Source organism: Cupriavidus sp. KK10 (assembly GCF_018223725.1).
Lineage (GTDB): Bacteria > Pseudomonadota > Gammaproteobacteria > Burkholderiales > Burkholderiaceae > Cupriavidus > Cupriavidus necator.
Window position 1 is genome coordinate 5,684,261 of record NZ_CP073677.1, and the last position, 26,773, is coordinate 5,711,033.

Sequence of the window (26,773 nt, forward strand, 5' to 3'; positions counted from 1 at the left end):
CGCCATGTGGTTCACCCGCCTGTCGATCCGCAACCCGGTGCTGGCCACCATGATGATGATGGGCTTCATCGTGGTGGGGCTGTTCTCTTACCAGCGGCTGCCGGTCGACCAGTTCCCGGACATCACCTTCCCGGTGGTGGTGGTGCAGACCGAATACCCGGGCGCCGCGCCCGAGTCGGTGGAGTCCGACGTCACGCGCAAGGTCGAGGAGATCGTCAACACTATCTCCGGCATCGACGAGATCTTCTCGCATTCGTACCAGGGCACCTCGGTCGTCGTCATCAAGTTCGACCTGAGCGTCGACGTCGGCCAGGCCGCGCAGGACGTGCGCGACAAGATCGCGCTGATCCGCCCGCAGTTCCGCGACGAGGTGAAGGAACCGCGCGTGCTGCGCTATGACCCGTCCGACGCACCGGTCTTCTATCTCTCGGTTTCCAACGCACCGGGCGCCACCCGCAGCCAACGCGAGCTGACCACCATCGCCGACCAGATCGTGCGCAAGCGGCTGGAGACCGTGCGCGGCGTGGGCGCCATCAATATCGTCGGCGGCACCAAGCGCGAGGTCGAGATCCGCATCCGGCCCGCGCAGCTCGAGGCGCTGGGGATCGGCGTGGACCAGGTGATGAACGCCATCCGCAACGAGAACCAGGAACTGCCCGCGGGCGAGTTGCGTTCCTCGGCCACGGAAACGGTGGTGCAGATCAAGGGCCGCGTGCCCACGCCGGAGGCGTTCCGCCAGATCATCGTGGCGCGCCGCGCCGGCCAGCCGGTCACGCTGGGCGAGATTGCCGATGTGCGCGACGGCCAGGAAGAGCAGGAAAGCCTGGCACTGCTGGACGGCAAGCGCGCGCTGTTCCTGTCGGTGGTGAAAGCACAGGGCCAGAACACCGTCGATACCGTCGACGGCCTGGTGCGCATGGCCGAGGAAACACGCAAGCTGGTGCCGGCCGGCGTGCAGCTGAACGTGGTCAACGACACCGCGCGCGGCATCCGCAGCAGCGTCAAGGAAGTGCGATCGACGCTGCTGGAAGGGGCCTTCCTGACGGTGGCGATCGTGTTCCTGTTTCTGGGTTCGTGGCGCAGCACCGTGATCACCGGGCTGACGCTGCCGATTGCGCTGATCGGCACCTTCGGCGTGATGTATATGTGCGGCTTCACGCTCAACGTGATCACGCTGATGGCGTTGTCGCTGTGCGTGGGCCTGCTGATCGACGATGCCATCGTGGTGCGCGAGAACATCGTGCGCCACAACCTGATGGGCAAGGACCACCGCAGCGCGGCGCTGGACGGCACCAATGAGATCGGGCTGGCGGTGCTGGCCACCACCTTCTCGATCGTGGCGGTGTTCCTGCCGGTGGGCTTCATGGGTGGCATCATCGGGCGCTTCTTCCACCAGTTCGGCATCACCGTTGTCGCGGCGGTGCTGATCTCGATGTTCGTCTCATTCACGCTGGACCCGATGCTGTCGTCGGTCTGGCACGACCCGGACCTGCACGGCACCGGCAACAAGAAGAGCTGGTACGGGCGCACGGTGGGGCGGTTGCTGGACTGGTTCTCGGCAAAGATGGACAAGCTTGGCAACGGCTATGCCGGCATGCTGGGCTGGGCGCTGAAGCACCGGCTGGCCACTGCCATCATCGCCGCGGTGACCTTCTTCGGCAGCTTTGCGCTGGTGCCGCTGATCGGCACGGAATTCGTGCCTAATGCCGACCTGGGCGAGACCCAGGTGGGCTTCACCACGCCGGTGGGCACCTCGATCCAAGTCACCGAAGCCAAGGTGCGGCAGGTGGAAGCCGCGCTGAAATCCTTCCCCGAAGTGGCCTACACCTACGCCACCATCAACTCGGGCAATGCCTCGGGCCGCAACAACGCGCTGGTGTCGGTGCGCCTGACCGAGCGGCGCTCGCGCCAGCTGTCCACCGCGCAGCTCAACCCGCTGATCCGGCAGCGCCTGGCGGGCATTGCCGGCATCACGCTGACCATGGTGGGCATGCCCGACGGCGCCGGCGGCCAGAAGGCGATCCAGGTATCGATCCAGGGCGATGACCTGGACGAACTGCGGCGCCTGTCCAGGGAAGCAGGCACGCGCATGAAAGCGATCCGCGGCCTGGCCGACCTGGACTCGAGCATGAAGGACGACCGCCCCACCATCGAGGTGCGCATCCGGCGCGAGCTGGCCTCGGACCTGGGCGTGGGCGTGGCGCAGATCGGCAACGCCCTGCGCCCGCTGCTGGCCGGCGACGCCATCAGCTCATGGCGCGCGCCCGATGACGAGAACTACGACGTGCGCGTGCGCCTGCCCAAGGACGCGCGCACCGGCATGGCCGACCTGAGCGCGCTGATGATCGCGAGCAGCCAGACCAACGCCGACGGCTCGCCCAGGATGGTGCCGCTGCGCCAGATCGCCGAGCTGGTGCCGACCACCGGCGCCAACCAGATCAGCCGGCGCGACCTGAACCGCGAGGTCGAGCTGACCGCCAACGTGGCCGGGCGCTCTGCCGGTGAAGTCGCACGCGACGTCAAGGCCGCGCTGGACGGCATGAACTGGCCGGCCGGCTACAAGTACCGCTTTGGCGGCTCGACCAAGTCGATGAACGAGTCCTTCGGCTACGCCGTGTCGGCGCTGGCGCTGGCGGTGATCTTCATCTACATGATCCTGGCCTCGCAGTTCGCCAGCTTCTTCCAGCCGATCGCCATCATGACCTCGCTGCCGCTGACGCTGGTCGGGGTGTTCGCGGCGCTGCTGCTGTTCCGCTCGACGCTGAACATGTTCTCGATCATCGGCTTCATCATGCTGATGGGGCTGGTGACCAAGAACGCGATCCTGCTGGTGGACTTCGCCAACCAGGCGCGCCAGGGCCATGTCGACGGCGCCGACGGCCGCCAGCCGCTGTCGCGCGAGGCGGCGCTGGTGGAGGCCGCGCGCGTGCGGCTGCGCCCCATCCTGATGACCACGCTGGCCATGATCTTCGGCATGGTGCCGCTGGCCTTCAGCCTGGGCGAAGGCGCCGAGCAGCGCGCGCCGATGGGCCAGACCGTGATCGGCGGGATCATTACCTCGTCGATCCTGACGCTGGTGGTGGTGCCGGTGATCTATACGTATCTTGATGATTTCGGGGCCTGGCTGCGCCGGCTGTGGCAAGGCAAGGCGGCCAGCGGGCCCGCAGCGCACGCCCCGCCCGCACCCGGCCGGCAAGCGGCTCCGGACCGGCCGGCCCCGGCGGACGCCAGCGCGGAATGAGCCCGGCGGCGTCTGCAAGGTTAAAATAAAGGGTTTGATAAGACTGTCCGGCCGTGGCACCGCGCGGCCGGCGCACAGACCGACAGCGGTTGGCATTGGTAAGGAATGGCAAGATGGATCTCGAAAAAGCCCGATTCAACATGATCGAACAGCAAATCCGCCCGTGGGACGTGCTGGACCAGGAAATCCTGGACCTGCTGGCGGTGGTCAAGCGGGAGCAGTTCGTCCCGGCCGCGTACGCCTCGCTGGCGTTCGTCGACATGGAGATTCCGCTGCCCGCCGGGCAGAACATGCTGGCCCCGCGCGTGGAAGCCCGCATCCTGCAGGACCTGGCCGTGCGCAAGCATGAGAACGTGCTGGAAATCGGCGCCGGCTCCGGCTACATGGCCGCCCTGCTGGCCAACCGCGCGCGCCACGTGCTGACCGTTGACATCGTGCCCGAGCTGGTCGAACTGGCCCGCACCAACCTGGCCAACGCCGGCGTCACCAACGTCGACGTGGCCGAAGGCAATGCCGCCGACGGCTGGAGCGCCGCCGCGTCCTACGACGTGATCTGCATCTCGGGCTCGCTGCCGGCGATTCCGCAGTCGATCCTGTCGCAGGTCAAGGTGGGCGGCCGCATCGCCGCCTTCATCGGCGAGCTGCCGGTGATGGAAGCGCGCCTGGTCACGCGCGTGTCCGAGACCGAATACCAGGTCGTCAACCTGTTCGAGACCGCGGTCAAGCCCCTGCAGGGCGCGGCCCGGCCGTCGCAATTCCAGTTCTGAGGACGGATCCACCATGCAGGTCATCAAAGCGACCGAACTGGCCCAGTGGCTGGCCGATGCCAGCCGCGCCAAACCGGTCCTGCTCGACGTGCGAGAAGGCTGGGAGGTGCAGACCTGCGCCATGCCCGGCATCACCCACATCCCGATGCGGGACATCCCCGCGCGCGCGGCCGAACTGGACGAAGACGCCGACATCGTCTGTATCTGCCACCACGGCGCACGCAGCATGCAGGTGGCGGCCTACCTGGAGCGCCAGGGGTACGCCAGGGTCTACAACCTGACCGGCGGCGTCGACGCCTGGGCCAGCGATGTCGACCCGGCCATGCCGAAGTACTGAAGCGGCAGTCCAGCACAGCAACACCAAGAAGAATCGACTGTAGCCGCGGCCGCGCCCCGGCAACCTGGAGTTTTCATGACGTTTGCGCCCAACGCCCTGCCCGGAGTGATCCGGACACGCCTGGCGATCGCGGTTTCCCTGCTTGCCCCGCTGCTGGCCATGCTGCCGGCGGCACCGGCAAGCGCGGCCGACCTGCTGCAGGTCTATCGCGATGCGCAAGCCAATGACGCGCAGTTTGCCAGCGCGCGCTCGCAGCTGCTGGCCACGCGCGAGCGGCTGCCCCAGGGCCGCGCCGGGCTGCTGCCGCAGGTGGTTGGCACCGCGGGCGCCAACCGCACCAAGCTCGACCAGACGGCTTCGCTGCCGGTCGGCGCCGGGGCCAGCGCCTCCGGCACGCGCTTCTTCAACAACAACAACTGGCAGCTGCAACTGAGCCAGCCGCTGTTCCGCTGGGACCGCTGGGAAACCTACAAGCAGGGCGAACTGGCGTCGCTGGCCGGCGAAGTCAGCTTCCACCAGGCCGAGCTCGACCTGATCACCCGCAGCGCGCAGGCCTACTTCGACGTGCTGGCGGCACAGGACAACCTCTACCTGGCACGCGCGCAGAAAAAGGCCATCTCCGAGCAGCTGGAGCAAGCCAAGCGCAATTTCGAAGTCGGCACCGCCACCATCACCGACACCAACGATGCCCAGGCCCGCTACGACCTGGCCACCTCGACCGAGATCGCCTCGCAGAGCGACCTGGAGATCAAGCGCGCCACGCTGCAGCAGATCACCGGCAAGCCGGTCGACGAAGTGCTGGGCCTGCGTCCCGAGGCGCCCATCCCTGGCCCGCAGCCGCCCGACGTCAACGCCTGGGCCGCGCAGGCAGAGACCAGCAACCTGCAGGTGAACCTGGCCAGCTACAACCTGGAAACCGCCCAGCGCGAGACCAACAAGGCCAAGGCCGGCCACCTGCCCTCGGTCGATCTGGTGGCGTCATACGGCTTCACCAACCAGACCGGCAGCGCCACGCAGGCGATCTCCACCCATTACAACGCCTCGCAGATCGGCGTGCAACTGACCATGCCGATCTTCGCCGGCGGCCAGATCCAGTCGCGCGTGCGCGAGACCCTGGCCTTGGCCGACAAGGCCGCCAGCGACCTGGAATTCGCGCGCCGCACCGCCGCGCAGACGGCACGCCAGACCTACTCCGGCGTGTCCAACGGCCTAGCCCAGGTCAAGGCCCTGGAAGCCGCCGAACGCTCGGCCACCAGCGCGGTGGAATCCAACCAGCTCGGCTATGAAGTGGGCGTGCGCATCAATATCGACGTGCTGAACGCCGAAGCGCAACTGTTCTCCACCCGGCGCGACCTCGCCAAAGCCCGCTACGACACCATCATGAACGGCCTGAGGCTGAAGGCCTCCACTGGCGTGCTGCAGGAAGCCGACGTGGTGCAGATCAACACCCTGCTGACCTCGTCGCCCGGTGCGCTGTACAAGCTGCCCGCGCCCGCCCAGGCCGGCGCCAGGGCCCCGGCAACCCCGCGCGCCTCGGTCGAGCGCCGCGGCACGCGGCGCGAAGCCACGCCTGCCGGCGCACCGCGCACCTGATCCTCCGCAGCGCGCCGCAACGCAAATGGGCCGCAATTGCGGCCCATTTGCATAAACGACGTCGCGCCCTAGTTCGCCCGCGTACGCGACTCCACCTTCAGCAGCTGCCAGCGGATCGACGACGCATCCGCCGGCGGGTTCGGCACCTGGTACTCACGCACGCGCAGCTTGTAGGCCACGCCCGGCTCAAAGTCCAGCCCCTCGATCGGGCCATACCAGAGCTGCCACGGCGCCTCCGGCGATTCGCGCCAGCGATAGCACGTCATCTTGCCCACGCCAGAGCACTCCACGCGCTGCGAATCGATGTAGACCACCTTCTCCACGCCCCCGGCGTCCACGTTCGCACCGCGCTTGCCCAGGCCTTCGCGCTCAACAAACTGCAGCAGGTCGCCGCCGGCAGTCTTCCAGATGATCTGCCGACCCGTGCTGCCCGCCGACGGCTGCGTGCCGACCGTGGCAAACGGCGTCTGCATCGCCTTGAGCAGGGCCGACTCCAGTTCCATGCGCGGCGGCGGGCAAGCCATGCGCGTGCCGGCAATGCGGTCGAAGCGGATGCCGGTATCGGTCTTGCCGTAGCTGCCGGTAAAGCGGTTGCAGCCACTGGTGCCGCTGACCGTACCCTGCGCGGCGTCTATGCCCTCATTGAACTCAAAAATGATGGGCTGGCCGTTGTCGCCGTGCGGGATATCGCGCAACGCGCCGTCGGGCTGCTGCCAGCGCACCAGTTCCCAGCGGCTGGGGCCGGAGGGTTGGGTCTGGTTGAGGTTGGTGCCAGCGGAGGGGAGGTCCGGTGCTGTCGCGGTCGTGCAGGCACCTAGCGCGGTTGCCACCAGCAAGGCGGCCGCGCTGCGGGCAGGCAGAGCGAAGGGGAACAGGCTGGTACGGCTGTGCATGAAGGACTCCTGTAACAGGCCGCTCAAGACGGCCGCATGGATGCAGTCGACAGATCTGACAAAGGGCATGCCGAAAAGTGCACCCCTACTGATACATCAGTTTAGCAAGGCGGTTGCGCCAAAGCCCGGTCAAGCACCGATTAAATCACATACATCCTGTAACGTCCCAACCGCGTCGGCGGGCTAGGATGCGGAACGTCAAGAAATTCCACCCTGACCATCCGATATAATTGCCTCGCCCGGCGCAGCAATGTGACCGACAGGCTCCGCTGCTCAACAGGCGGCAACAATAATAAGAAGGATGGATCGGCCCGCATCCCGAGTGCACAACCCTTCCTCCGGAAACCTCTCTCCATGCTCTTGATGACGAGATTGCAGAGATCCCAATCGTATGGGGTCGACAAAGCTCTGTACCTGGCCGCCTGTGCCGTCCTGGCTGCGTTCCCTGCGCTGATGTTTGTCAAGCCGACGGTTAGCAACCTCTGCTATGGACTCCTGCTCGGCTGGAGCGCCATCACTCTCGTTGCCGGCGGGCGCGCGGGCCGGGCGGAATGTGGCGCGCTGCTGCGCCGATACTGGCTGTTCATGCTGGCCATGGCGGCGCTTCCGCTTGCGGTGCTGCTGCAGCAACTGCTGGCGGGGGCGGAGGAGCCGCATGTTTCTTACCTGTACCTGCGCTTTGCTTTGTTCATTCCGTTGGTTTTTGGGATGGTACGGCTTGGCAGGGGTGGGATGCGGAGTGTGCAGTGGGGTTTCGTGGTCTGCGCACTTCTTTCCGCCGCCTGGATTCACGAGGCGGCAGCTGCCGGTCGCCCAGCTCACGTAGGCTCTTCCAATATCATTCCCCTTAGCAATCTTTCCATGCTGATGGGGATACTCGCCCTGATTTCAATTGGATGGGATCGTCCCAGAGACTATCTGCAATCGGGCATGAAGCTGCTGGCCGGCTTTGCCGGCCTGTACGCCTCATACATGAGCGGCACGCGTGGCGGCTGGATCGCCATCCCCGTGCTGGCGATCATTGCGTTGGCAGCATCACGCAGATTGACTCGCTTACACAAGGCGGCTGCCCTCGTCGGACTGGCTGGTCTCATGGCCCTCACTTGGTTCGGCAGCGCTTGGGTGCAGCAGCGCACGACAGAGGTTGTATCCGAACTGTCTCAATTTGATCACCATGTAACACCGGACACGTCGATCGGGATACGGCTACAGCTGTGGCGAGCATCGCTCCAGATGGTGCGGGCTCACCCTTGGACCGGGGGCCTGTCAGTTTTTTTGTGTGCAGGGCAGTTAAAGGCTCATCGTCATTTCGACCGGTGAGCCAGCATTATCTCAACGATGTGGATGGGTGAAGCGCTCCTCGTAGAGGATTGCAAACTGGTTCATGGCAGCCTTCCAGTCATGCGTTGAACTGCCCCACTTCCCGGTGATGTTGCGCAGGGCCAGCCACAGCAGCTTGGTCGCCGCTTCATCGCTGGGGAAGTGACCCCGCGTCTTGATGATCTTGCGCAGTTGGGCGTTGACGCTCTCGATCGCGTTGGTCGTGTAGATGATCTTGCGGATCGCCGGCGGGAACGTAAAGAACGGGATCACCTGGTCCCACGCGCGACGCCAGGACGCGGCGATCGGGGTGTACCGCTTGCCCCATTCCCCTTGCTCGAAGGCCGCCAGCTCGGCCAGCGCAGCCTCCACGGTGGGCGCGGTGTACACGGGCTTGAGCGCCGCAGCCACGGCCCGGCGCTCCTTCCAACTGGCGTACTCCAAACTGTTCCGGATCAGATGCACGATGCAGGTCTGCAGCGTGGTGTTCGGGAACACCGCGGCCAGGGCCTGTTCCATGCCCTTAAGACCATCGGTCACCGCGATCAGTATGTCCCGGGTGCCACGGGTCTTCAGGTCGTTGAACACCTTCATCCAGAACTTGGCACCTTCGGTGGTCTCGATCCACAGGCCCAGGATGTCGCGCGTGCCGTCCGGCAGCACGCCCAAGGCCAGGTAGACGGCCTTGTTGCGCACCACGCCGTCCTCACGCATCTTGACCCGCAGCGCGTCGAAGAACACGACCGGATACATCACCTCAAGCGGGCGGGCCTGCCAGGCAGTGACTTCGTCCATCACTGCATCGGTCACCGAGCTGATGAACTCGGGCGAGACCTCGGTGCCGTACTGTTCGGCCAGAAACGCCTGGATCTCGCGCACGGTCATGCCACGGGCGTACATGGCGATGATCTTGTCGTCGAACCCGGTGAAGCGCCGTTCGTGCTTGGGAATCAGGATCGGATCGAAGCTGCCATCGCGGTCGCGCGGGATGTCCACCCTCAGCGGGCCATCCTCGGTCAGGACGGTCTTGGCGCTCTTGCCGTTGCGCTGGTTGGCCGTGCCGGCCGGGCGCTCCGCGCCCGGCTGGTAGCCCAGGTGATGGCCGAGCTCGGCGCCCAAGGCGCGCTCGATCAGGGCCTTCTTGAACGCCATCGAGGCGTCCTGAACCGCCTCGGCGGTCATGGGGCCCTTCACGAAATGGGCGATCAGGTCCTCGGGAATGGCCGGCAGCTCACGGTCTGCGGCTTGGCTGGTTTTCGTCTTGCGTGGCATACATGCTCCTTATCGACATGTTATGCCCTAAACACAAAATTTCTGACAGGTCCTGGACCGGCGTGGGGCCGGAGAACTTCGAGCAGACCCTGGAAACGCTTGGGGCGCAGCACGTGATCTCCCCGCTCGCTGCCACCATGCCGCATTCACACAATGAACTCCTGCATGCTACGGCCACGCTCGGCATCCCGGGCCTATTGGCAATCCTTGCTCTGTATCTGGTACCGGCCGCCTTCTTCCTGCGCCACCTTGGCAATGCAGACCGGGGCACGCAAGTCGCCAGCGCCATGGGCCTGGCCCTGTGCTGCGGGTTCATGGTGTTCGGCCTGACCGAGGTCATGTTCGCCACGACCCTGGTAAATGCCTTCTACAGCCTGATCATGGCCGTGTGCTTCGCCTATGTGGTTGCGCGCAAGGACGCTTTGCCCGCGCAGGCGGCCAGTTGAGCCAGGACTCACGACGGCACATCTGCTTCCTGACCGGCACCTTGAATGCGATGGCCGGTGCGGAACGGATGACCGCAACGATCGCCAATGCGCTGGCCGACCTTGGCCACCATGTCACTATCCTGAGCCTCTGGGACGTTGCCAGCCAGTTTCCGTTGCATCCACGCGTGCGCCATGAAGCGCTGTTCGCGCAACGGCCCTCCTTCAAACGCGCCTATTTTGCTACTGTCGCCGGCATCCGCAGGCACTGCACCGCGCATCACATCGATGTGCTGGTACAGGTCGACACCATGCTCGAACTCTTCGTGCTGCCTGCCACCCTCGGCCTGGGCCTGCACCATATCGCGTGGGAGCATTGCCATTTCGACGAGGATCTCGGCAGGCCGGCGCGCAAGGTGGCTCGGCGACTGGCCGCGCAGTTCTGCCGGCAGGTAGTCGTGCTGACAGAGCGGGACCGCCGCCGCTGGCTTGAGGCACTGCGGCCGCGCAGCGAGGTCGTCTGCCTGCCGAATCCGCTGCCATTTCCGATGCCGGCCGAATCCGCGCCACGCATGCAGAAGACCGTGCTGGCCATGGGCCGGCTGGTTCCGGCGAAAGGCTTCGATGTCTTGCTGCGCGCCTGGCAGAAGGTGGCGGAAGCGGAACCGGCATGGCAACTGGTCATCCACGGCGAAGGCGAAGAGCGCCCTGCCCTCACTGCCCTGATCGGCCAGCTGCAACTGCAAGACCGGGCCAGCCTGCCGGGTATCTGCCAGGATCCGGCGCAGGCCTACGGGCGTGCATCGGTCTTCTGCCTGAGTTCGCGCTATGAGGGATTCGGACTGGTGCTGATCGAAGCAATGGCCTTTGGCCTGCCGATCGTATCGACCGATTGCGAGACCGGACCCCGCGAACTGCTCACCCCGGGGCAGGATGCGCTGGTGGTTGCAGCGGATGATGCCGATGCGCTGGCCAAGGCGCTGCTGACGGTGATCCGCCAACCGGAACTGGCGAGCCGCCTTGGCGACGGTGGCCGCCACAAGGCAAGCCATTTCACGCTGGAGCGGCTTGCCCTGCAGTGGGAGGCCCTGGTCAAGGCACCAGGGTAAGCACCGGATCAGCCCTCCAGCGCCGGGGCCAGCGCAGCGAGGGTGCGGACGGTGGCGCCGCGATGCAGGCCCGCAAAGGTCTGCGCATGCGCGCGCATATCGGCCAGCCGGGCCGGATCGGCCAGCACGCTTGCTGCGGTGCGCATCAGCGCATCGGCATTGTCGACGCGCAGGCAAGCGCCCGCGGCAATCGCGTCTTCCGTCGCCTGCGCAAAGTTGAAGGTATGCGGGCCAACCAGTACCGGCGTGCCGACCGCGCAGGCCTCGATCAGATTCTGCCCCCCGAGCGGCAACAGGCTGCCACCGATAAAGGCGAGATCCGACGCAGCAAAGTACATTGCCATCTCGCCCATCGAATCGCCCAGCACGATATCGGCAGTCAGCGACGACTGGATGCCGTCAAGATCCAGTGCACTGCGGCGCTCGACCGAGAACCCCGCACGCGCCGCCATTGCGGCGACTTCATCGAAGCGCTGCGGGTGACGGGGGATCAGCAGCAGAGCGGGACGCGGGAAATTGCCCGCCAGTGATTGCCAACGGGAGAAGGCGTCGAGCAACATCGGCTCCTCTCCCTCACGCGTGCTGGCGGCTGCCAGCACCGCACGCGCGCCAAAGACCTTGCGCAACTGCTCACCCAGCGCAACGCCTGCCGGCGCCGGCTGCATATCGAATTTCAGGTTGCCCGTGATCTGCACCGCCGGCACGCCCAGCGCCTGAAAGCGATCGGCATCACCCGCCGTCTGCGCCAGCACGCCCGCAAAATCCCCATACATAACCGCCGCCGCGCGCCCAAACCGCGCCGTGCGCCGGAAGCTGCGCGGCGACAGGCGCGCATTGACCAGGAACAGGGGCACTCCGGCCTTGCGCGCGCCGCGCACCAGGTTGGGCCACACCTCCGTCTCCATCAGCATGCCCGCCTGCGGCCGGAAATATCGCATGAACCGCCCTACCAGCCATGGCAGGTCATACGGCAGGTAGCACTGCAGGATGCGCGGCTCCTTGCCGAACAACTGGGCGCCGGTCTGGCGGCCGGTCGGCGTCATGTGCGTCAGTAGCAGGCGGTGGTGCGGATAGGCGCCGAGCAGCGCGTCGATCAGCGGCTGCGCCGCGCGGGTCTCGCCCACCGACACCGCGTGGACCCAAAGCCACGGACCTTTCCGTGGCAGGCTGCCGTAGACACCCAGGCGCTCGCCGACATGCTGCACGTAGCCCGGCTCCTTGCGCGCACGCCAGGCCAGCCGCAGCAGCGCCAGCGGCAGCACCATCACCCACAACATGCTATAGAGCAAACGCAGCATCAGGCAGCCACTCCGCGCACGCGGCAAGCCGCGTCGTAGACCTCATCGACCGACGGCACGATGCCGTCGTCACCGACATTGGCGATGTGCCCGGACCAGTAGCCCTCAGTCTTCCAGCGCCACGTGGCCGTATAGATCTCCACCGTCGGCCGGCACAACGCCGCGGCAATGTGGACCAGGCCCGTATCGACCCCGATCACCACCTCGGCCCGGTTGATCAGCCCGAAACCCTGCATCACCGAGAAACGCGGCAACACCCTCGCCTGCGGCACACCGGCAGCAATCTCTTCGGCAGCCTGGCGTTCCTTGTCATTGCCCCACGGCAGCAACATCACCAGACCCTCATCAGCCAGCCGCTTGCCCAGCGCATGCCAGTTCTGCACCGCCCATTTCTTGCGCGCGCCAGCAGTCGCATGGAAGCACACGGCATAGCGCGCCGGCAAGTCGCCCCACAGCGGATCGTCAATATGCAGCGATTGCGCGGCAGGCCCGAAAAACTGCGGCGGCTCCGCCGGCGCAAGCCCGGTCAGCGCAGCGCCCAGCAAGCGCGAGCGCCGCACCGAATGCGTCTGGCGCGGCACCCGCACCGGATCGGTGTATAGCAGCCGCGCCGCCGGCTCATAGCCAGAGCCCTGCGTGGCATTACCCAGCCCGATAATCGGCGCACCGGGCGCCCGCGCGGCCACGCGCGCGACCACCGCAGTCTTGAGCAAACCCTGGCTCTCGATCACCGCGTCATAGCGCTCCTGGCGCAACGCGTCACGCACCTCGCCCACCTCGCGCCAGGTGCCGCCCTGCAGGATGCGCTTGCGCCAGCGCCGCAGCGCGAACGGAATTACCCGGCGCACCTCCGGCAACAGCCGGACAAGCTCGACATAGCCCTCTTCCACCACCCAGTCGATCTCGGCGCCCGGCCATCGCGCGCGCAGATCGTGCACCAGCGGCATGTTGTGCACCACGTCACCGAGCGACGACACCTTGACCAGCAGGATGCGAGGCCGTTCCGGCAGTGTGAAAGGCACCGCGGCCGGCGTGGGCTGCACCACACCGGCCGCGTCCGACGATGCCGCCGGCACCGTCGCGCGCTCAGAACGGGAGCTGAGCATCCGGCTTCTCTGCCAGGATCACGCGCTTGAACTCCGCCTGGATACGCGCCAGTGCGGCGTCGTTGTCCGCCTCGAAACGCATCACCACCACCGGCGTGGTGTTGGACGGGCGCGCCAGGCCGAAGCCATCGGCATATTCCACGCGCACGCCGTCGATGGTGATCACCTCGCGCGCGCCTTCGAACTTCGCGTTCGCCTTGATCTGGTCCAGCAGCGTGAACGGCTCACCCTCGGCACACTTGAGTTGCAGTTCCGGCGTGTTGTTGGCATTCGGCAGCGCATTCAGCACCGCGCTCGGATCCGCGTGGCGCGACAGGATCTCCAACAGGCGCGCCCCCGTGTACAGGCCATCGTCAAAGCCATACCAGCGGTCCTTGAAGAACACGTGACCGCTCATCTCGCCCGCGATCGGCGCGCCCGTTTCCTTCAGCTTGGCCTTGACCAGAGAATGGCCGGTCTTCCACATCAGCGGCTCACCGCCGTGCTCGCGGATCCAGGGGGCCAGCTTGCCGGTGCACTTGACGTCGTAGATCACCTGCGCGCCGGGGTTGCGCGACAGGATCTCCTCGGCAAACAGCATCAGCTGGCGGTCCGGGAAAATCACCTGACCGTCCTTGGTCACCACGCCAAGGCGGTCGCCATCGCCGTCGAAGGCCAGGCCGAGCTCGCAGTCCGTCTCGCGCAGGGCCTTCATCAGATCCTGCAGATTCTCGATATGGGCGGGATCAGGGTGGTGGTTCGGGAAGTTGCCGTCCACGTCGCAGAACAGCTCAGTCACCTCACAGCCCAGGCCACGGAACAGGTCACCCACGAACGCGCCGGCCACGCCGTTGCCGGCATCCAGGGCAACCTTCATCGGACGGGCCAGCTTGACGTCGCTGATGATGCGGTCGAGGTACTTTTGGCGCACATCGACTTGCTTGTAGGTGCCGGCACCGCTGGTGAAATTGCCGGCTTCGATCCGCTGGCGCAGCGCCTGGATCTGCTCGCCATAGATCGCCTTGCCGGCGAGCACCATCTTGAAACCGTTGTAGTCCGGCGGGTTGTGGCTGCCGGTGACCATGATGCCGGAGGTCGGGCGGACGCCGTCGATCTCGATGTTGGTGGCGAAGTAAACCATGGGGGTGGCTACCAGGCCGATGTCGATCACGTCCAGGCCGGCGGCGCGGAGGCCTTCTACCAGGCCGGAGATGAGGTCGGGGCCGGAGAGACGGCCGTCGCGGCCTACGGCGATGGTTTTTTCGCCCAGGTCAACCGCGGCGGAACCGAAGGAGAGACCGATGAAGCGCGCAGCTTCACGCGTCAGCGTCTTGCCAACGATGCCGCGAATGTCATAGGCCTTGAAAATCGATGAGTCAATTTGCATGAGCGTTACGATGGTTGAATGCGTGTTTACGACAGGACAGCGTCGATACCGCCAATGTGTGCAAAGCAGCATTGTGCCGGATTGTGCAACCGCAGTAACCGTCGAGATTGAGGAAGGACACTGGATTGCGACGTCAAGGCGCACACAATGCACTAATGTGCACACCTTGAACCGCCGGATAGGGAGGCAGTTATAATCATGCGCCCCGATTGCAGAATTCCCGCCCTCGGTGGGGCTTGGGCCCAAGTGCGCAGGGAAGCGCAAGATTGTGCACACTCATCCACCCGGACTAACCATCATACCTTTGCTTACCTAGCCGGTGGCCCGGGAAAAACCGGTTGCAGTTGCAAAATCTTGTAAATCTGTACAGTGACAAACTCGCGTAGAGGGTTGACGTGTGGCTAGATTCACCAATGACGAAAACCAATAGTATTTCCCGCTCGGCACCAGCCGTTCGCGCGCGAGGATCCGAGATCATCCGGCGCGCCAGCCGGATGGTGGCCTGGGCACTGTTAGGCTTGATATTTCTCGGCCTCGGCATGTTTGCAGTTGAAGTACTACGCCAAACTGGAATTGTCACTGGGCTGTTCACGCGCACGCTGGGCTGGTCCGCGGCTGCGTACGTCGGTGCGTTCGTGCTCATGCTCAGGTCGCTGCATTTGCCGCCTGTGGAGGGCAACAGCCTTGTCGGGCTGTCGGTGACATTGGCTTTTGTAGCCCTGCTGCTGTGTTTCGCCGTTATGCGACTGGAGTATTCGCGCGTAGCGTTGTTGCTCACCTATTTTGGCACGCTGGTGTGGACGTGGTTTGGGTACCGCTTGTTTGTCAGGAACTATGTACCCGTGTTTGGATACTCCGATCCCACGACGCTCGCGCAACTCGAGCAGATCGTGAACATGCCCGGTGCAGCCCCGCCGAGCCCGCACCGGTTCGAGCATATCCGGTCCCTGGAGGAAGCTACCGGGTGTGACGCATTGATGGTCGATCGGCACGCCATGGCCGATCCGGAACGCACTCGCACGCTGTCGCAGCTGAAATTAACACATGTCCGAATGTATTCCGTCGAACGAATCGGCGAGATGCTGACTGGGCGGGTGGGACTCGCGCACATCGATGAGAATTTCCTGGACGACTACGCTAAGCACTATTTTTACGGCTTCCTGAAGCGACTCATAGACATTGTTTCCGTGGTGGCAATGGCACCGCTTGCAGTTCCGGTAGGCGCGCTAGTGGCACTTGCCGTCCGCCTTGAGTCAAAGGGCCCGGCGGTATTCCGTCAAGTGCGTGTCGGTCTGTTCGGTCGCCCCTTTGTCATGTTGAAGTTCCGCAGCATGACCACAGATGAAGATGCTCCTGCGCAGTTCGCGTCGAAGCAAGATCCTCGTGTCACCCGCGTTGGCCGGATCATCCGCAAGTATCGGCTCGACGAGATTCCGCAGCTCTGGAATGTGTTGACCGGTGACATGAGCCTGATCGGGCCGCGGCCGGAACAAGTGCCCATGGTCGAGCAGTTCTCGCAGAGCATTCCCTACTATCCCTATCGCCATCTGGTTCGCCCCGGCCTTTCTGGCTGGGCGCAGGTCCAGCAGGGGTATGTAGGCACCCACGAAGAGACGGTCACAAAGCTAAGTTACGACCTGTACTACGTGAAACACTGTTCGTTTGCCTTGGATCTGCTGATTGCAGTCAAGACACTGCGAACCTTACTTACCGGATACGGCGCGCGTTGAACGCGTCCGAGCCATCCGCTCAGCCGGAGTCTTTGCGTATCCTGCTGGTGACAACCGGCCTACGCATGGGCGGTGCTGAACAGCAGGTTGCTGCCCTCGCGAAAGAGTTCATCGCACGAGGCCACAGCGTCGCGCTGATCAGCCTGACTCCGGATTGCGAAGTCCCCATGCCCGACGCGGTAGAGCGCCTGATGCTCGATTTGCGCAAGACACCTCTGTCGATGGTTCATGCGCTATTGAAAGCACGACGCTTTGCACTGGAATGGCGCCCGGACATCGTGAATTCGCATATGTTCCATGCGAATCTGTTTGCGCGGTCACTGTCGCGCATTTGCCGGCTGCCTCCGCTGATCTGCGCGGCACACAGCTTTTCAGAGGGCGGCCGGCTGCGCATGCTCTGTTATCGGCTCACCGATCGCTGGTGTACGCTGACGACGCAGGTCAGCCAGGCCAGTCGCGCAGAGATGATCCGGGCAGGAGCCGTCAGGCCTGACCGTGTTCGCGTGATGTACAACGGGATCGATACGGAGAAATTCAAGCCAGACGTGGCACTACGCGAGCGCACGCGCGCGCAGCTTGGCATTGATTCCCGCGCACGTTTGATCCTGACCATAGGACGCCTGGCCGTAGAGAAAGCGCAAGATAAGCTGATCGATGCGTTCCAACGGATGAACCGTTCACAAACTACTCGCCTTTTCGTTGCAGGCGACGGGCCACAGCGTGCAGCGCTGCAGGAGCGGATATCAAAATACGGACTGCACGATGCCGTCTCGCTGCTGGGGACAAGGCACGATATTCCCGCCCTGTTAAATGCAGCTGATCTTTTCGTACTCTCTTCGCGCGTCGAGGGCATGCCGCTAGCGATTGGCGAAGCGCTGGCTTGCGGGCGCCCTGTCGTAGCCACTTCCGCGCCCGGCGTCAAGGAACTAATGGGTGACATTGGCATCATGGTGCCCATTGACGATATCGATGCACTGGCGCTTGCCATGACGCAATCGTTTGCCGCCGAGGCCGGAACAGATGGCCAGCGCGACATGCGCCGCCAACGAATCGTCACGCACTTCGGTATCGCCGCTGCCGTCGATCGCTGGTTATCGCTCTATCGCGAGATGCACTTTGAAGCACCCGAACACGCACGCTGCACAAGGTCATGCGGCGACGCATAGCTGGCAACGTCGGCTGGATGTTGCTCGATCGCTGCTCGCAAGTGCTGGTGGGCATCGGCATCGTCGCGATACTCGCCCGTACCCTCGGCACCGACGGCTTTGCGGCGTTTCAATACGCCCAGTCCCTAGTACTGATCGGGGCCTCCGTCGCGCTGATTTGCGGTAGCGAAGTCGTGGTTCCGCGGCTTGTGGCGCTTGGCGATCTAGCCGCACAACATCGGCTCCTCAAGCACGTATTCCGCCTGCGCCTTCTGGCCGCTTGCTGCGCCTACCTGCTGGTCTGCGGCTTTCTATGGGTATCCCGTCAAGGGGATGCCAGTTGGCAGCCGGCGTTGATCTTGGGTATCGCAATCCTGCTGCGCGAACCCTCTGGCGTCGTGATCGCGTGGACGCAGGCCCATACGCGAACCCGGCCAAGTGTGCTGATCAATCTTGCTTCCCTGGCTTTGAAAGCCGGCTCTGTTGCCACGCTTGCCGTGATGGGAATTCATGCCGTTGGCGCCTACGCCGCCGCTTTCGTTCTTGAGGCCCTGATGGTCGCTGTCTTACTCGGCACCTTCTATCGCAAATACATGCCACAGCAGGTTGTCGATTACGATGGCCAACTGACGCGTCAACTGTTCCGCGATGGATGTCTATTCTGGATCAGCTTTATGCTGATGATGGCGGCGCGCAGGGCTGATCAGCTGATACTCAGACCGCACGTACCTTCTGAAGAGTTCGCTGCCTATGCGGCCGCAATGCAGATCGTGGACAACTACACCACGTTGGCCACCATTCTCGCGGGTGGCATCGCTCCGCTCTACGTCTATGCACGGGATGCGTCCGCTGGCATTCGCAATGTACTGAAGCTGGCGGCCTTCATCACCATCGTGGGGGCTGCCGGCACCGTGCCCCTTATCCTCCTGGCGCCATGGATCGTGCATCTGTTGTATGGCGCCGCGTTTGCGGAGGCAAGCTCGCTATTGCGCCTGGCCACCCTTGCCTCGCCATTGGTGTTTGCCGATGTTGGCTTTACTATCCTGGCAATTTACCTGCGCAAGCCCCGATGGATCGCCATCAAATGGGGCCTTGCGCTTCTGGCAACAGTTGCTGTCGATCTGACCGCTATTCCCCGATTTGGCGCAAGGGGTGCCGTTCTAGGCTACACAGTTGCCAATGTCCTGGCCACGCTGGCAGGTATCTACATGTGGCTCCACGCGCGAAGGGCTCAGCCATGACCTGCGCACTGTCAATTGGAGCTTAACCAGGCACCCGCCCATCAGCCTCCATTCTACGAAGGACTCCAGGAACGCAAATTATTGTAGGCCCTGAGCCAGGTACTGGCGCAGAGACAGTCCACGGCGTTGGAGAGAGGGGGAATTCAGCTTACATATGGCTCGCATTGGCACTATCGCGAGCGAAGTCTCCGTATCCATCGGATCACGACCCACGCTCGCTGCATGATCAGCAAGTGAATGCCCGTAAGCAGCAGGAATGCGACGAACAGTATGGACTCCGGCACGCCTTGCTTCCATGCAATCACGCCAATCAGACCGAGGAGAAAGTTGCCGACCAGGAGGAACCAGACTGCCTGCTTGCTATCCAGTCCCGCCCGCAACAGCAGGTGATGCAGGTGGGTGCGATCGGCTGCCAGCGGATTCTTCCCCTGGATTGCCCGACGCAAAACCACCGCCAGCAGATCAATCAAGATCAGCCCGACCACCCAGAGCATAACGGCCGGGGGCACGTGGCCAGCCGGGTTGTACTCCTTCTGCGACAGTTCCACCGAGAACCAGCTGATCCCATAACCCAGCAACAAGCTTCCTGCATCGCCCAGGAAAACCAACCGGCGGCGCAGGGGGCTGGGCATGTTGAACAGCAGAAATCCTGCAATGGCACCACACACCAGAAGGCAGATCCGGTATGCACCCGGATTGCCAATGTCGTTTGCCAACCACGCGAACCAGCCGAACACAATAAAGGAAAGTCCCCCTGCCAAGCCATCCATGCCATCAGTCATGTTGATGGCATTGACCACAGCGAGGACAGCAAGAAGGGTCAGCGGAATACCCCACGCATGAAGAATGACGTCGCGCTTGTTGAGGAGATCGCCCAGCGAGTGTAGATACACCTCGCCCCACGAAGTCATCAGAATTGCCGCTGTGAACTGGAATGCCAGCTTGCTTAGTGGCGGAATGCCATTCAGATCGTCGAAGAGGCCAACCAGCGCAAGCAGCGTCAGGCCAATGTACAGCGGCGTGTACTGATCATAGCCGCGCACGAACATCGCCGTGGACACCCAGACCGCGATGAGGATCGCGATACCGCCGACCAGCGGCGTCGAGCCTTCGTGCCGCTTTCTTCCGCCGGGGTGGTCAAGCAAACCTCCGCGGGTGGCCAGTGGGCGCAGGATCAGCACAGCGCCTGCACTCAACAAGGCCGCGATTGCAGGGAGCCAGAATAGTTCAAACATGAAAACTCAAGAGAAATCGTAACGCCAAGGTCGGGCCGGCATTCGCGTAGAATGTTGGCTTCCCGCCCGTGTCCACGTTCAGCATTGCAGATCGCAGGCGAACGTGCGGCGGCGAGCGGTCATTTGACTTCACATCGTGCCGCCCCGATAGTAGGGCCTGCCCTCCGCGTTGTGCAACCGCACAACCACAGTATTGTTCATGCTCTTGCCTATTTTTCTCGTATCGCGTAATGGGGTAAAGAACACGGGCGGCGTCGAGCGCGTCGTACATCTTCTCCAGAGTGACCTCAAACGGCATGGCGCCGAAGTAACCCTGGTCGACGAAGCCATGGTTTTACCACAATTTCTGTGTGGCAAGCGCCTTGCGCAGTTTGCCTTTCCAATCGCGGCATCGCTGTGGCTATGGGCCAGAAGATTATCTGGCGGCAAGTTCGTGACCATTTCCAACTCCTCGTACACACCGCTCTACCCTGCTGAAGCAGTAATCGTTCACGGTTCCGCAGCTGGTTATATCCGGGCCTTGGCCAAGTCGGGCAACCGGTTTCTGGGGATGCGGCTTCTGGCCCGCCTCGAAGGCCTGACAATGCGCTGCGCGCTGCGCGTGATCTGCGTCTCGGAAGCCGTCCGCGACCTGTGCATTGGCCACCATGGGGTACCCGCAAGAAAATGCCGCGTGGTCCACAACGGCATTGACGCGACCGTGTTCCATGCCGGGCAGAAATTCACGAACGGCCTCGTGCGGCTGGGCTTTGCGGGACGCCTGGAATATGGCAAGGGGTTGCCTTATCTGATCGAGATAGCGCGCTGGATCGGCACGCAACCCGACATGCGGCTGGTCATCGCAACGACGAGCGACGTGCCGACTGCCCTGCAGAATCTCCCCGGCGTCACAATTGTTCCCGGCCTGGCGCCGGACCAGATGTCGACCTTCTACGACATGATCGACATCATGCTATTGCCCTCCCTCTTCGAAGGATTCGAGCTTGTCACACTCGAGGCACTGGCTTCCGGCGTCAGTGTACTAGGCACCCGGGTGGGCGCCTGCGATGTATTCCTGCGGCAAGGCGTGCCCTGGGTCAGCGAACTGCCGACAGACAGCGGTGATTTCGTCAGGCAAGCTGCGTCGATTTTTGAGCGTCTGCGAGGCAATAGCGACCCCGCCCGCATGCACTCATTCATTGAAGATTCCTTCTCCATCGAGCGTTTCTGCAAGCAGATTCGCGCACAACTGCAATTACGAGATTCGTGAACGTTCTGCTGATATCACCCAATGGGCTTCAGGAACTTTCCGGAGGCGGCCTCTACCTCCGCTCGCTGGCCCAGGCGCTTTGCGCCGCCCAAGGCGTCGACCAGCTGACCGTCATCAGCAAGGACATGGGAAATGGGGAAATATTCGAGTTCCCTGCCCACTGCAAACGCATTTACCTGAAAAAGACCAAGCTCCGAGACGTAGCGGCACGCGTGCGGCTGTGCCCCACCTATTTGATGACTTACCGCTCGCTGCTGACGCGCGAAGCACGCGCTGCAGATGTGACGCTGTTCCACAATTCCCGTCTCGGCAGGCTCATGTCCGACATTCGCAAAAAAGTGTCTGGCAAGACCTATGGGATACTGAGCGACAACGTGGAAGCCGAACTGAAGCGCCAGCACAATGGCGGAAATATGTTACGGCAAGTAAGTAATGCGTTGGATACGCGGCTTATTCGCCACGCAGAGGCCCCGTGCCGCTCCGCGAACTTCATGACCTTTATCACTGAGGCCGACCGCACGTTGTTCGACAGCCATTACGGCTTGCCCGCGCGCACAAACATATTGCCCATCTCGCTGCCTCGTGGCGAGCCCGACACTCAACGCCTGGCGGATACCACCGCCCGTCCGCAGATCCTGTTCACCGCCCATTTCGGCTTTGCACCAAATCAGACCGCTTTGCGAGACTTCGCTGAAGTGGCAAAGGCATTCAACGAAGGCGCCGAAACGCCCGCGCAGTTCGTCGTTGCGGGCGCCCGTGCGGCGGAAATGGCCGCACCCTACCGCTTCCTGAAGGTCATCGACAATCCCGATCCCGGCCGGATGGCCAGCGCCTTCGCGTCGGCCGCGGTCTACCTGGCACCGGTAAGTTGGGGCAGCGGCATGAAGACCAAGGTCGCCGAGGCGTTATCGTATGGCATCCCGGTGATCTGCATGCCAAATGCCGCGGTAGGCTATGAAGCCATGCTTTCCGACGAGCGGTATTGCGAGGCCATTAGTGTTGTTGAAAATGTGCCACAGATGGCACGCACACTTCACAGAATTTTACAAACCCACGATCAGGGGTCCCTCCGAAATGCTGCATCTGCAGCATTCGATGCTTTATACTCGCAGGCGTCGCAGACTCGGCGGCTGGAATTGCTACTCCTTGCAAAATGATCATATCGAGCGCGAAAAGACTGGTTAGCATCATTACTCCCGTGCATAACGATGGGAAGTATATTGGCGCGACCGCCATTTCGATTCTGCAGCAGAGCCTCACCGATTTTGAATGGATTTTGATCGATGATGGTTCAAATGGCGAAACGGCAGCCGTGCTCGCCCGTCTTGCCGCATCTGACGCGCGCATTCGGATCATTACAAATCCGGTGGCATACGGTCCCGCACGTGCGCGCAATATCGGTATTGCGGCCGCATCGGGAGAATATGTTGCATTTCTCGATGCGGATGACATCTGGGATGCGAATAAGCTGGAACAGCAGGTTAGATTTATGCGCCACCATGACCTGGATTTTAGTTATCACGACTATATTCCGTTCGAGGATGGCAGCGGCCGCCCAATATCGAAAATTTGCGGACCGAACCGGTTGACGCTGTTTTCCCATAACGCCCGGCGGGGCGTGGGGTGCCTGGCCGTCATGCTCAAGCGGAAGATAGCCGGCGACGGAGTTTTTCCAGCAATGCCTCCCGGCCTCGTCGCTGAAGATTTTGCCGCCTGGGCTATCCTGATCAAGGGCGGTCTGCGTGGTGAGCGCTTGCCCAAGACGCTGGCTTGGTATCGTGTACGCAAGCGCTCCTTCTCGTCTAACAAGTTCCGCTCGGCGCATTCTGTCTGGTTCATCATGCGCACGATGGAGGGCTTCGGCAAGGTCACGTCGGCGTTCTTCCTTGCGAGCTTCCTGTTCACAGCCATGACCTCACGGGTGGTGGCCCGTGTTTCCAGCCCTTACCAGACACTGGCCGCGCCTCCATGGCATTGAACGCACTGATCTCGGGTCTGGGCGTTCTCCTGAAGTTGCTCTGCGGCCTGGCCGCGAACAAGATCCTGTCCACGCAGTTGGGACCGGCGGCCTTCGGTTCGTGGGGCAATGTTTTCAGCCTTGCCACCCTCTACACCACATTCTCGAACGGCGGCATCGCACAGGGTCTCGTCGCGCGCCTGTCCGCACCATCGCAAGACACGCAGGCGCGTGCACGCTGGCTGACTGGGGGGATGTTGTTCGCGCTCGGCGTGCCTGTGATCATCGCCATTTGGCATGCCGGCTTCCGAGAGCTGGGCATTGTCAGTGGCGCCATGGCCCTGGACCCGTTTGCGGCTCTGATCCTGGGTCTGCTTGCCGGTCTCGCCCTCCAAATTCAGGCTACCGTGCTCGCTCAAGGCCGCGCTCGCCTCAATGCATTGGTGGTAGCGCTCTCCGGCGTCACGGCACTCTTGAGCTATTGGTTCTTCGTCACCCCCGGTTCGGTGCAAAGCGCCGTTCATGCGCTAATCGCCGGCTTTGCCGCGACGCTGGTGATCTGGATCGTGGTGGCGGTCGTCACCCGTACCCGCTGGCACTCCGGCGCCGCGGCAATCGGCGAAGGGTTGACCGCCGCACGTTCCCTGGCGCCCTATGTGGCGATCGCGCTCGCGCCGGCAGTAGTGGGCACCGCGGCTGTCATCGCCGTGCGTCAAGTAGTGTCGACGCAGGTAAGCCCGGAAGCAGCTGGCCTGTGGCAAGGGATGTTCCGCATTTCCGACGCGGTTGTCGCTATGGCTCAAGCAGTGGTCGGCTTCGTCTTGCTGCCTGAGGTGTTCCGCAGTGGCACGCCGCATCGCACGCTGAAGTCCCGCATGCCGGCCTATGGATTGCTTGTCGCAACAGGGCTTGCGATTGGCGTGGCGATTCTGTGGCGTGGCGCCGATCTGGTCGTCAAAGTCCTGTATTCCGAAGAATATGCAGGTATCTCGTCCCTGTTGTGGATCGAGTTGCTCGGCGATGCATTCAAAGCCTTGGCAATGCCGTTCGTGGCGTTCTTTATCTATCAAAGAAATCTCCGCTTTTCCTGGGCACTCGAATTGACGTTTTCAGCCTGCTTCGTGGTAGCCACGTACATACTGACCGGCATGACCGGCCTGACGGGCGCCGCAGTGGCCTATGCGCTGGCGAACTTCGTCCTACTGATAGTCGCTTCTGTTTTATTTCTTGGAGCCCGGGATGCCTAATCTTTCTTTTCTGGCAATACTGGTGCTGGCGATCGCTAACTTGATCAGCGGCGCCTACGGCGTGCTCAGTTGGCAAGCACCAATTACCGCCCTGACATTCCTCCTATGTCTCTATAGGGTCAGCCAGGCGTCTTCCAGCCGGTTCAATCCGGCCCTGCTGCTGTGCATGACGACGAGCCTGTTCCTGTTGAGCCGTTTCCTGATCACGTATTTCTCTGGCTGGGCCGATTACCGCTACGGGGACTGGTTCCTGATGGGGCCGATGGACGAGGTGCTCGTGTCCAAAGCGCTATCCGGCATTTGCCTGTTCCTGTGCGGGATCACGCTTTCGGCAGGCAGGCTCGGAGAACTGCCGCAGCGGCATGACGAGTATCTGAGCATCTTTGCGTTGCGTGCCGGCCTGCTGCTCCTGCCGTTCACACTCTATCGCCTGTATATCAATATCGACACGTGGAGGAACGGTGACTACCTGGCACTCTACAAGTACGGCGGCCCTAGTGGTATTCCTTATGCACTTGGCGGCTGGCTGATCTTCTGCGTCTTTGCATACCTGGCATCGCGCCCCAGGCTGCGGCTTGCATTTATGGCATATGGAGTCGGGCTATTGCTATGTGTCTTCGATATGTTTAAGGGCGCGCGCGGCATTCCGATGGCCCAGATCATTTGCCTGACCTGGCTCCTGGTAACGACACAACAAATCAAGGTGTCCTTGTGGAAAGCGGGCTGTGCCGCAATGGGCCTGGCGGTAATGGCAGATATCGTGGGCCGCGTGCGTGTGGGTATGCCCATCGGGACCGCCATTTCGTCTGACCCGTTCGAGGCCCTCCTTGGTTTCTTCTATGGACAAGGCGTCAGCCTGATCTTCGTGGTTTCGACGCTGAAGAACCTGGCATCGTTCGCCCCCGTAATCGATGGCCTGCGCTCTACGTTTGCGCTGTTCGCGGATGGGTACCATCGCATGCTCGGTGACCTCCCAGTGGGACAAACGCTGGACTTCGCCCACCACACGGCGAGCTTGGCGCACCGCGTATCTTTCATCGTCGACGCGGAGATGTACTTGAACGGAAAGGGCATGGGAGGCTCGGCGGTAGCCGAATCGATGCTCTATTCTCCGTTGTTCGGCCCGTTGGTTGCCGGACTGTTCACAGGCGGCTGCCTGCGGCTGATATACCAGGCGGCCAAGGCATCGCCACGCGGCCTCTTTGTCTTCGCGGCCACGCTACCCTTCTTCCTGCTGCTGCCGCGCGAGAACCAGCTGTTCTTCGTGGTCCCGTTGATCAAAGCACTGCTGTTCGTCGGAATCGCTTACGTTATCGCCAAACTCCATGTCAGACAGCCAGCCTAAGGTTACGGTAGTGGTGCCTACCTACAAGCGCGCCCATCTGCTCCCGGACACCATCCCTTCTTATCTGCAGCCGGAAGTCGCGCAACTTGTCCTGGTGGATGACTGCTCGCCCGACAACACGCCTGAAGTGGCAAAGCAGCTCATGCAGCGCTACCCGCAGATCACCTATCTGCGCAACGATGTCAATGGCAAGCAAACCACTTCAAAGAACCGCGGCAAGGCGCTGGCGCAAACGGAATTCGTCTACTTTGGCGACGACGATTCGATCCTGAGTCCGGGGGCACTCGGTATCCTGCTCCAAACCGCCACCGAGACATCGAGCGATATCGTCGGGGCCTCGGCGCTATACCTGCGCGACGACAAGGACAGTGAAGCCGCCGTCCTGGCACGCCGCAAACTGGCCGGCAATGTTGACGATATCGTCCAGCTGAACCGGCTGCAGTTCGACTTTACCGCCCTGACGCGCCAGCCGATGGAGGTTCCCGTGTGCCACGCGTCGTTCCTGATTCGTGCCGAGGCTGCCATGGCGATCGACTTCGACACGGGCTATGTCGGCAACTGCTATCGCGAAGAGACAGACTTCCTCGTACGTTGCCGCGCACGCGGCCTGAGGATTTCATATGAGTCGCGCGCCGTGCAGATCAATCTGCCACCTTCGCAGGCCACCGGCGGAGCGCGTGGGCGCGGTCGCCTCTCCTACGAGGGCTACGCCTTGTACAACACAGCGCGATTCCTGCTGAAAAACCGCAAGGCGCTGAACAAGGCGGACGCCCGCTGCAATGTCGTACTAATGCTCGGCTGGTACGTTGGGGGTCGGGTCAGCGCAGTGCTTTCTCGCGTCAACGGGGCGATCGCCCGTCGAGCTTTCGGGCGGAGCTAGAGTACACATGTCCATTC

22 protein-coding genes are annotated in these 26,773 nt (G+C 62.8%); 16 read left to right on the top strand and 6 right to left on the bottom strand.

What is annotated here, in order from left to right; translation table 11 throughout:
- Positions 1–4 precede the first annotated feature (4 nt).
- The 4 genes from KB879_RS26535 (at position 5) to KB879_RS26550 (ending at position 5,938) form a co-directional block, all read left to right on the top strand.
- Positions 5–3,241 carry an efflux RND transporter permease subunit gene (locus KB879_RS26535; protein WP_211980118.1) on the top strand — a complete coding sequence of 1,079 codons (3,237 nt, stop codon included), beginning with the start codon at positions 5–7 and terminating at the stop codon, positions 3,239–3,241.
- Between the two features lie 113 nt (positions 3,242–3,354).
- Positions 3,355–4,008, top strand: a complete 654-nt coding sequence (locus KB879_RS26540) for a protein-L-isoaspartate O-methyltransferase (protein WP_211980119.1) — start codon at positions 3,355–3,357, stop codon at positions 4,006–4,008.
- A gap of 13 nt (positions 4,009–4,021) precedes the next feature.
- Positions 4,022–4,345 carry a rhodanese-like domain-containing protein gene (locus tag KB879_RS26545; protein ID WP_211980120.1) on the top strand — a complete coding sequence of 108 codons (324 nt, stop codon included), beginning with the start codon at positions 4,022–4,024 and terminating at the stop codon, positions 4,343–4,345.
- 75 nt (positions 4,346–4,420) lie between these two features.
- On the top strand, positions 4,421–5,938 hold the full coding sequence (locus KB879_RS26550; RefSeq protein WP_153956469.1) for a TolC family outer membrane protein: 1,518 nt from the start codon (positions 4,421–4,423) through the stop codon (positions 5,936–5,938).
- A 68-nt stretch (positions 5,939–6,006) separates the two neighbouring features.
- On the opposite strand, the gene KB879_RS26555 is transcribed toward KB879_RS26550, so the two are convergent.
- Complete coding sequence (locus tag KB879_RS26555; protein WP_211980121.1) at positions 6,007–6,831, bottom strand: META and DUF4377 domain-containing protein; 825 nt, start codon at positions 6,829–6,831, stop codon at positions 6,007–6,009.
- Between the two features lie 354 nt (positions 6,832–7,185).
- Here KB879_RS26555 and KB879_RS26560 point away from each other — a divergent pair, with 354 nt between their 5' ends.
- Complete coding sequence (locus tag KB879_RS26560) at positions 7,186–8,151, top strand: O-antigen ligase (RefSeq protein WP_249221194.1); 966 nt, start codon at positions 7,186–7,188, stop codon at positions 8,149–8,151.
- A gap of 12 nt (positions 8,152–8,163) precedes the next feature.
- On the opposite strand, the gene KB879_RS26565 is transcribed toward KB879_RS26560, so the two are convergent.
- Positions 8,164–9,423, bottom strand: a complete 1,260-nt coding sequence (locus KB879_RS26565) for an IS256 family transposase (protein ID WP_211979453.1) — start codon at positions 9,421–9,423, stop codon at positions 8,164–8,166.
- A gap of 2 nt (positions 9,424–9,425) precedes the next feature.
- Here KB879_RS26565 and KB879_RS26570 point away from each other — a divergent pair, with 2 nt between their 5' ends.
- Positions 9,426–9,869: an O-antigen ligase gene (locus KB879_RS26570; RefSeq protein WP_249221195.1), complete on the top strand. Its 444-nt coding sequence runs from the start codon at positions 9,426–9,428 to the stop codon at positions 9,867–9,869.
- Positions 9,866–10,957, top strand: a complete 1,092-nt coding sequence (locus KB879_RS26575; protein WP_211980122.1) for a glycosyltransferase family 4 protein — start codon at positions 9,866–9,868, stop codon at positions 10,955–10,957. Before KB879_RS26570 ends, KB879_RS26575 begins: the two co-directional genes overlap by 4 nt.
- An 8-nt stretch (positions 10,958–10,965) precedes the next feature.
- Here KB879_RS26575 and waaA read toward each other — a convergent pair whose 3' ends face one another.
- From waaA to KB879_RS26590, 3 genes are read right to left on the bottom strand one after another with little or no spacing between them, the layout of a single operon-like run.
- Complete coding sequence (gene waaA / locus KB879_RS26580; protein ID WP_211980123.1) at positions 10,966–12,255, bottom strand: lipid IV(A) 3-deoxy-D-manno-octulosonic acid transferase; 1,290 nt, start codon at positions 12,253–12,255, stop codon at positions 10,966–10,968.
- The gene (waaC, locus tag KB879_RS26585; protein WP_211980124.1) at positions 12,255–13,361 is read right to left on the bottom strand and encodes a lipopolysaccharide heptosyltransferase I; all 1,107 of its coding nucleotides are present in this window, start codon (positions 13,359–13,361) and stop codon (positions 12,255–12,257) included. The genes waaA and waaC overlap by 1 nt, the downstream gene beginning before the upstream one ends.
- Complete coding sequence (locus tag KB879_RS26590; protein ID WP_211980125.1) at positions 13,342–14,727, bottom strand: phosphomannomutase/phosphoglucomutase; 1,386 nt, start codon at positions 14,725–14,727, stop codon at positions 13,342–13,344. Before KB879_RS26590 ends, waaC begins: the two co-directional genes overlap by 20 nt.
- A 413-nt stretch (positions 14,728–15,140) precedes the next feature.
- Here KB879_RS26590 and KB879_RS26595 point away from each other — a divergent pair, with 413 nt between their 5' ends.
- From KB879_RS26595 to KB879_RS26605, 3 genes are read left to right on the top strand one after another with little or no spacing between them, the layout of a single operon-like run.
- The gene (locus KB879_RS26595; protein ID WP_211980126.1) at positions 15,141–16,457 is read left to right on the top strand and encodes a sugar transferase; all 1,317 of its coding nucleotides are present in this window, start codon (positions 15,141–15,143) and stop codon (positions 16,455–16,457) included.
- A gap of 32 nt (positions 16,458–16,489) precedes the next feature.
- Positions 16,490–17,623 carry a glycosyltransferase gene (locus KB879_RS26600; RefSeq protein ID WP_249221196.1) on the top strand — a complete coding sequence of 378 codons (1,134 nt, stop codon included), beginning with the start codon at positions 16,490–16,492 and terminating at the stop codon, positions 17,621–17,623.
- Positions 17,608–18,843 carry a lipopolysaccharide biosynthesis protein gene (locus KB879_RS26605; protein WP_211980127.1) on the top strand — a complete coding sequence of 412 codons (1,236 nt, stop codon included), beginning with the start codon at positions 17,608–17,610 and terminating at the stop codon, positions 18,841–18,843. Before KB879_RS26600 ends, KB879_RS26605 begins: the two co-directional genes overlap by 16 nt.
- 170 nt (positions 18,844–19,013) lie before the next feature.
- Here the strand turns inward: KB879_RS26605 and KB879_RS26610 are convergent, their stop codons facing one another.
- The gene (locus KB879_RS26610; protein WP_211980128.1) at positions 19,014–20,078 is read right to left on the bottom strand and encodes an undecaprenyl/decaprenyl-phosphate alpha-N-acetylglucosaminyl 1-phosphate transferase; all 1,065 of its coding nucleotides are present in this window, start codon (positions 20,076–20,078) and stop codon (positions 19,014–19,016) included.
- A gap of 199 nt (positions 20,079–20,277) precedes the next feature.
- Here KB879_RS26610 and KB879_RS26615 point away from each other — a divergent pair, with 199 nt between their 5' ends.
- Genes KB879_RS26615 through KB879_RS26640 form a run of 6 tightly spaced genes read left to right on the top strand, consistent with a single transcriptional unit; the run spans position 20,278 to position 26,756 of the window.
- Positions 20,278–21,327, top strand: coding sequence for a glycosyltransferase family 4 protein (locus tag KB879_RS26615; RefSeq protein WP_211980129.1), 1,050 nt, complete (start codon positions 20,278–20,280; stop codon positions 21,325–21,327).
- Positions 21,324–22,484 (top strand): glycosyltransferase, encoded by a 1,161-nt coding sequence (locus KB879_RS26620; protein ID WP_211980130.1) that lies wholly within the window; start codon positions 21,324–21,326, stop codon positions 22,482–22,484. Before KB879_RS26615 ends, KB879_RS26620 begins: the two co-directional genes overlap by 4 nt.
- Positions 22,481–23,305, top strand: a complete 825-nt coding sequence (locus KB879_RS26625; RefSeq protein ID WP_256449254.1) for a glycosyltransferase family 2 protein — start codon at positions 22,481–22,483, stop codon at positions 23,303–23,305. The genes KB879_RS26620 and KB879_RS26625 overlap by 4 nt, the downstream gene beginning before the upstream one ends.
- Positions 23,296–24,531, top strand: a complete 1,236-nt coding sequence (locus KB879_RS26630; RefSeq protein WP_211980132.1) for a hypothetical protein — start codon at positions 23,296–23,298, stop codon at positions 24,529–24,531. Before KB879_RS26625 ends, KB879_RS26630 begins: the two co-directional genes overlap by 10 nt.
- Positions 24,524–25,876: an O-antigen polysaccharide polymerase Wzy gene (wzy, locus tag KB879_RS26635; protein ID WP_211980133.1), complete on the top strand. Its 1,353-nt coding sequence runs from the start codon at positions 24,524–24,526 to the stop codon at positions 25,874–25,876. The genes KB879_RS26630 and wzy overlap by 8 nt, the downstream gene beginning before the upstream one ends.
- A complete protein-coding gene (locus KB879_RS26640) occupies positions 25,857–26,756 on the top strand; it encodes a glycosyltransferase family 2 protein (RefSeq protein WP_211980134.1) in 900 nt (299 codons plus the stop codon). The genes wzy and KB879_RS26640 overlap by 20 nt, the downstream gene beginning before the upstream one ends.
- Positions 26,757–26,773: the final 17 nt, after the last annotated feature.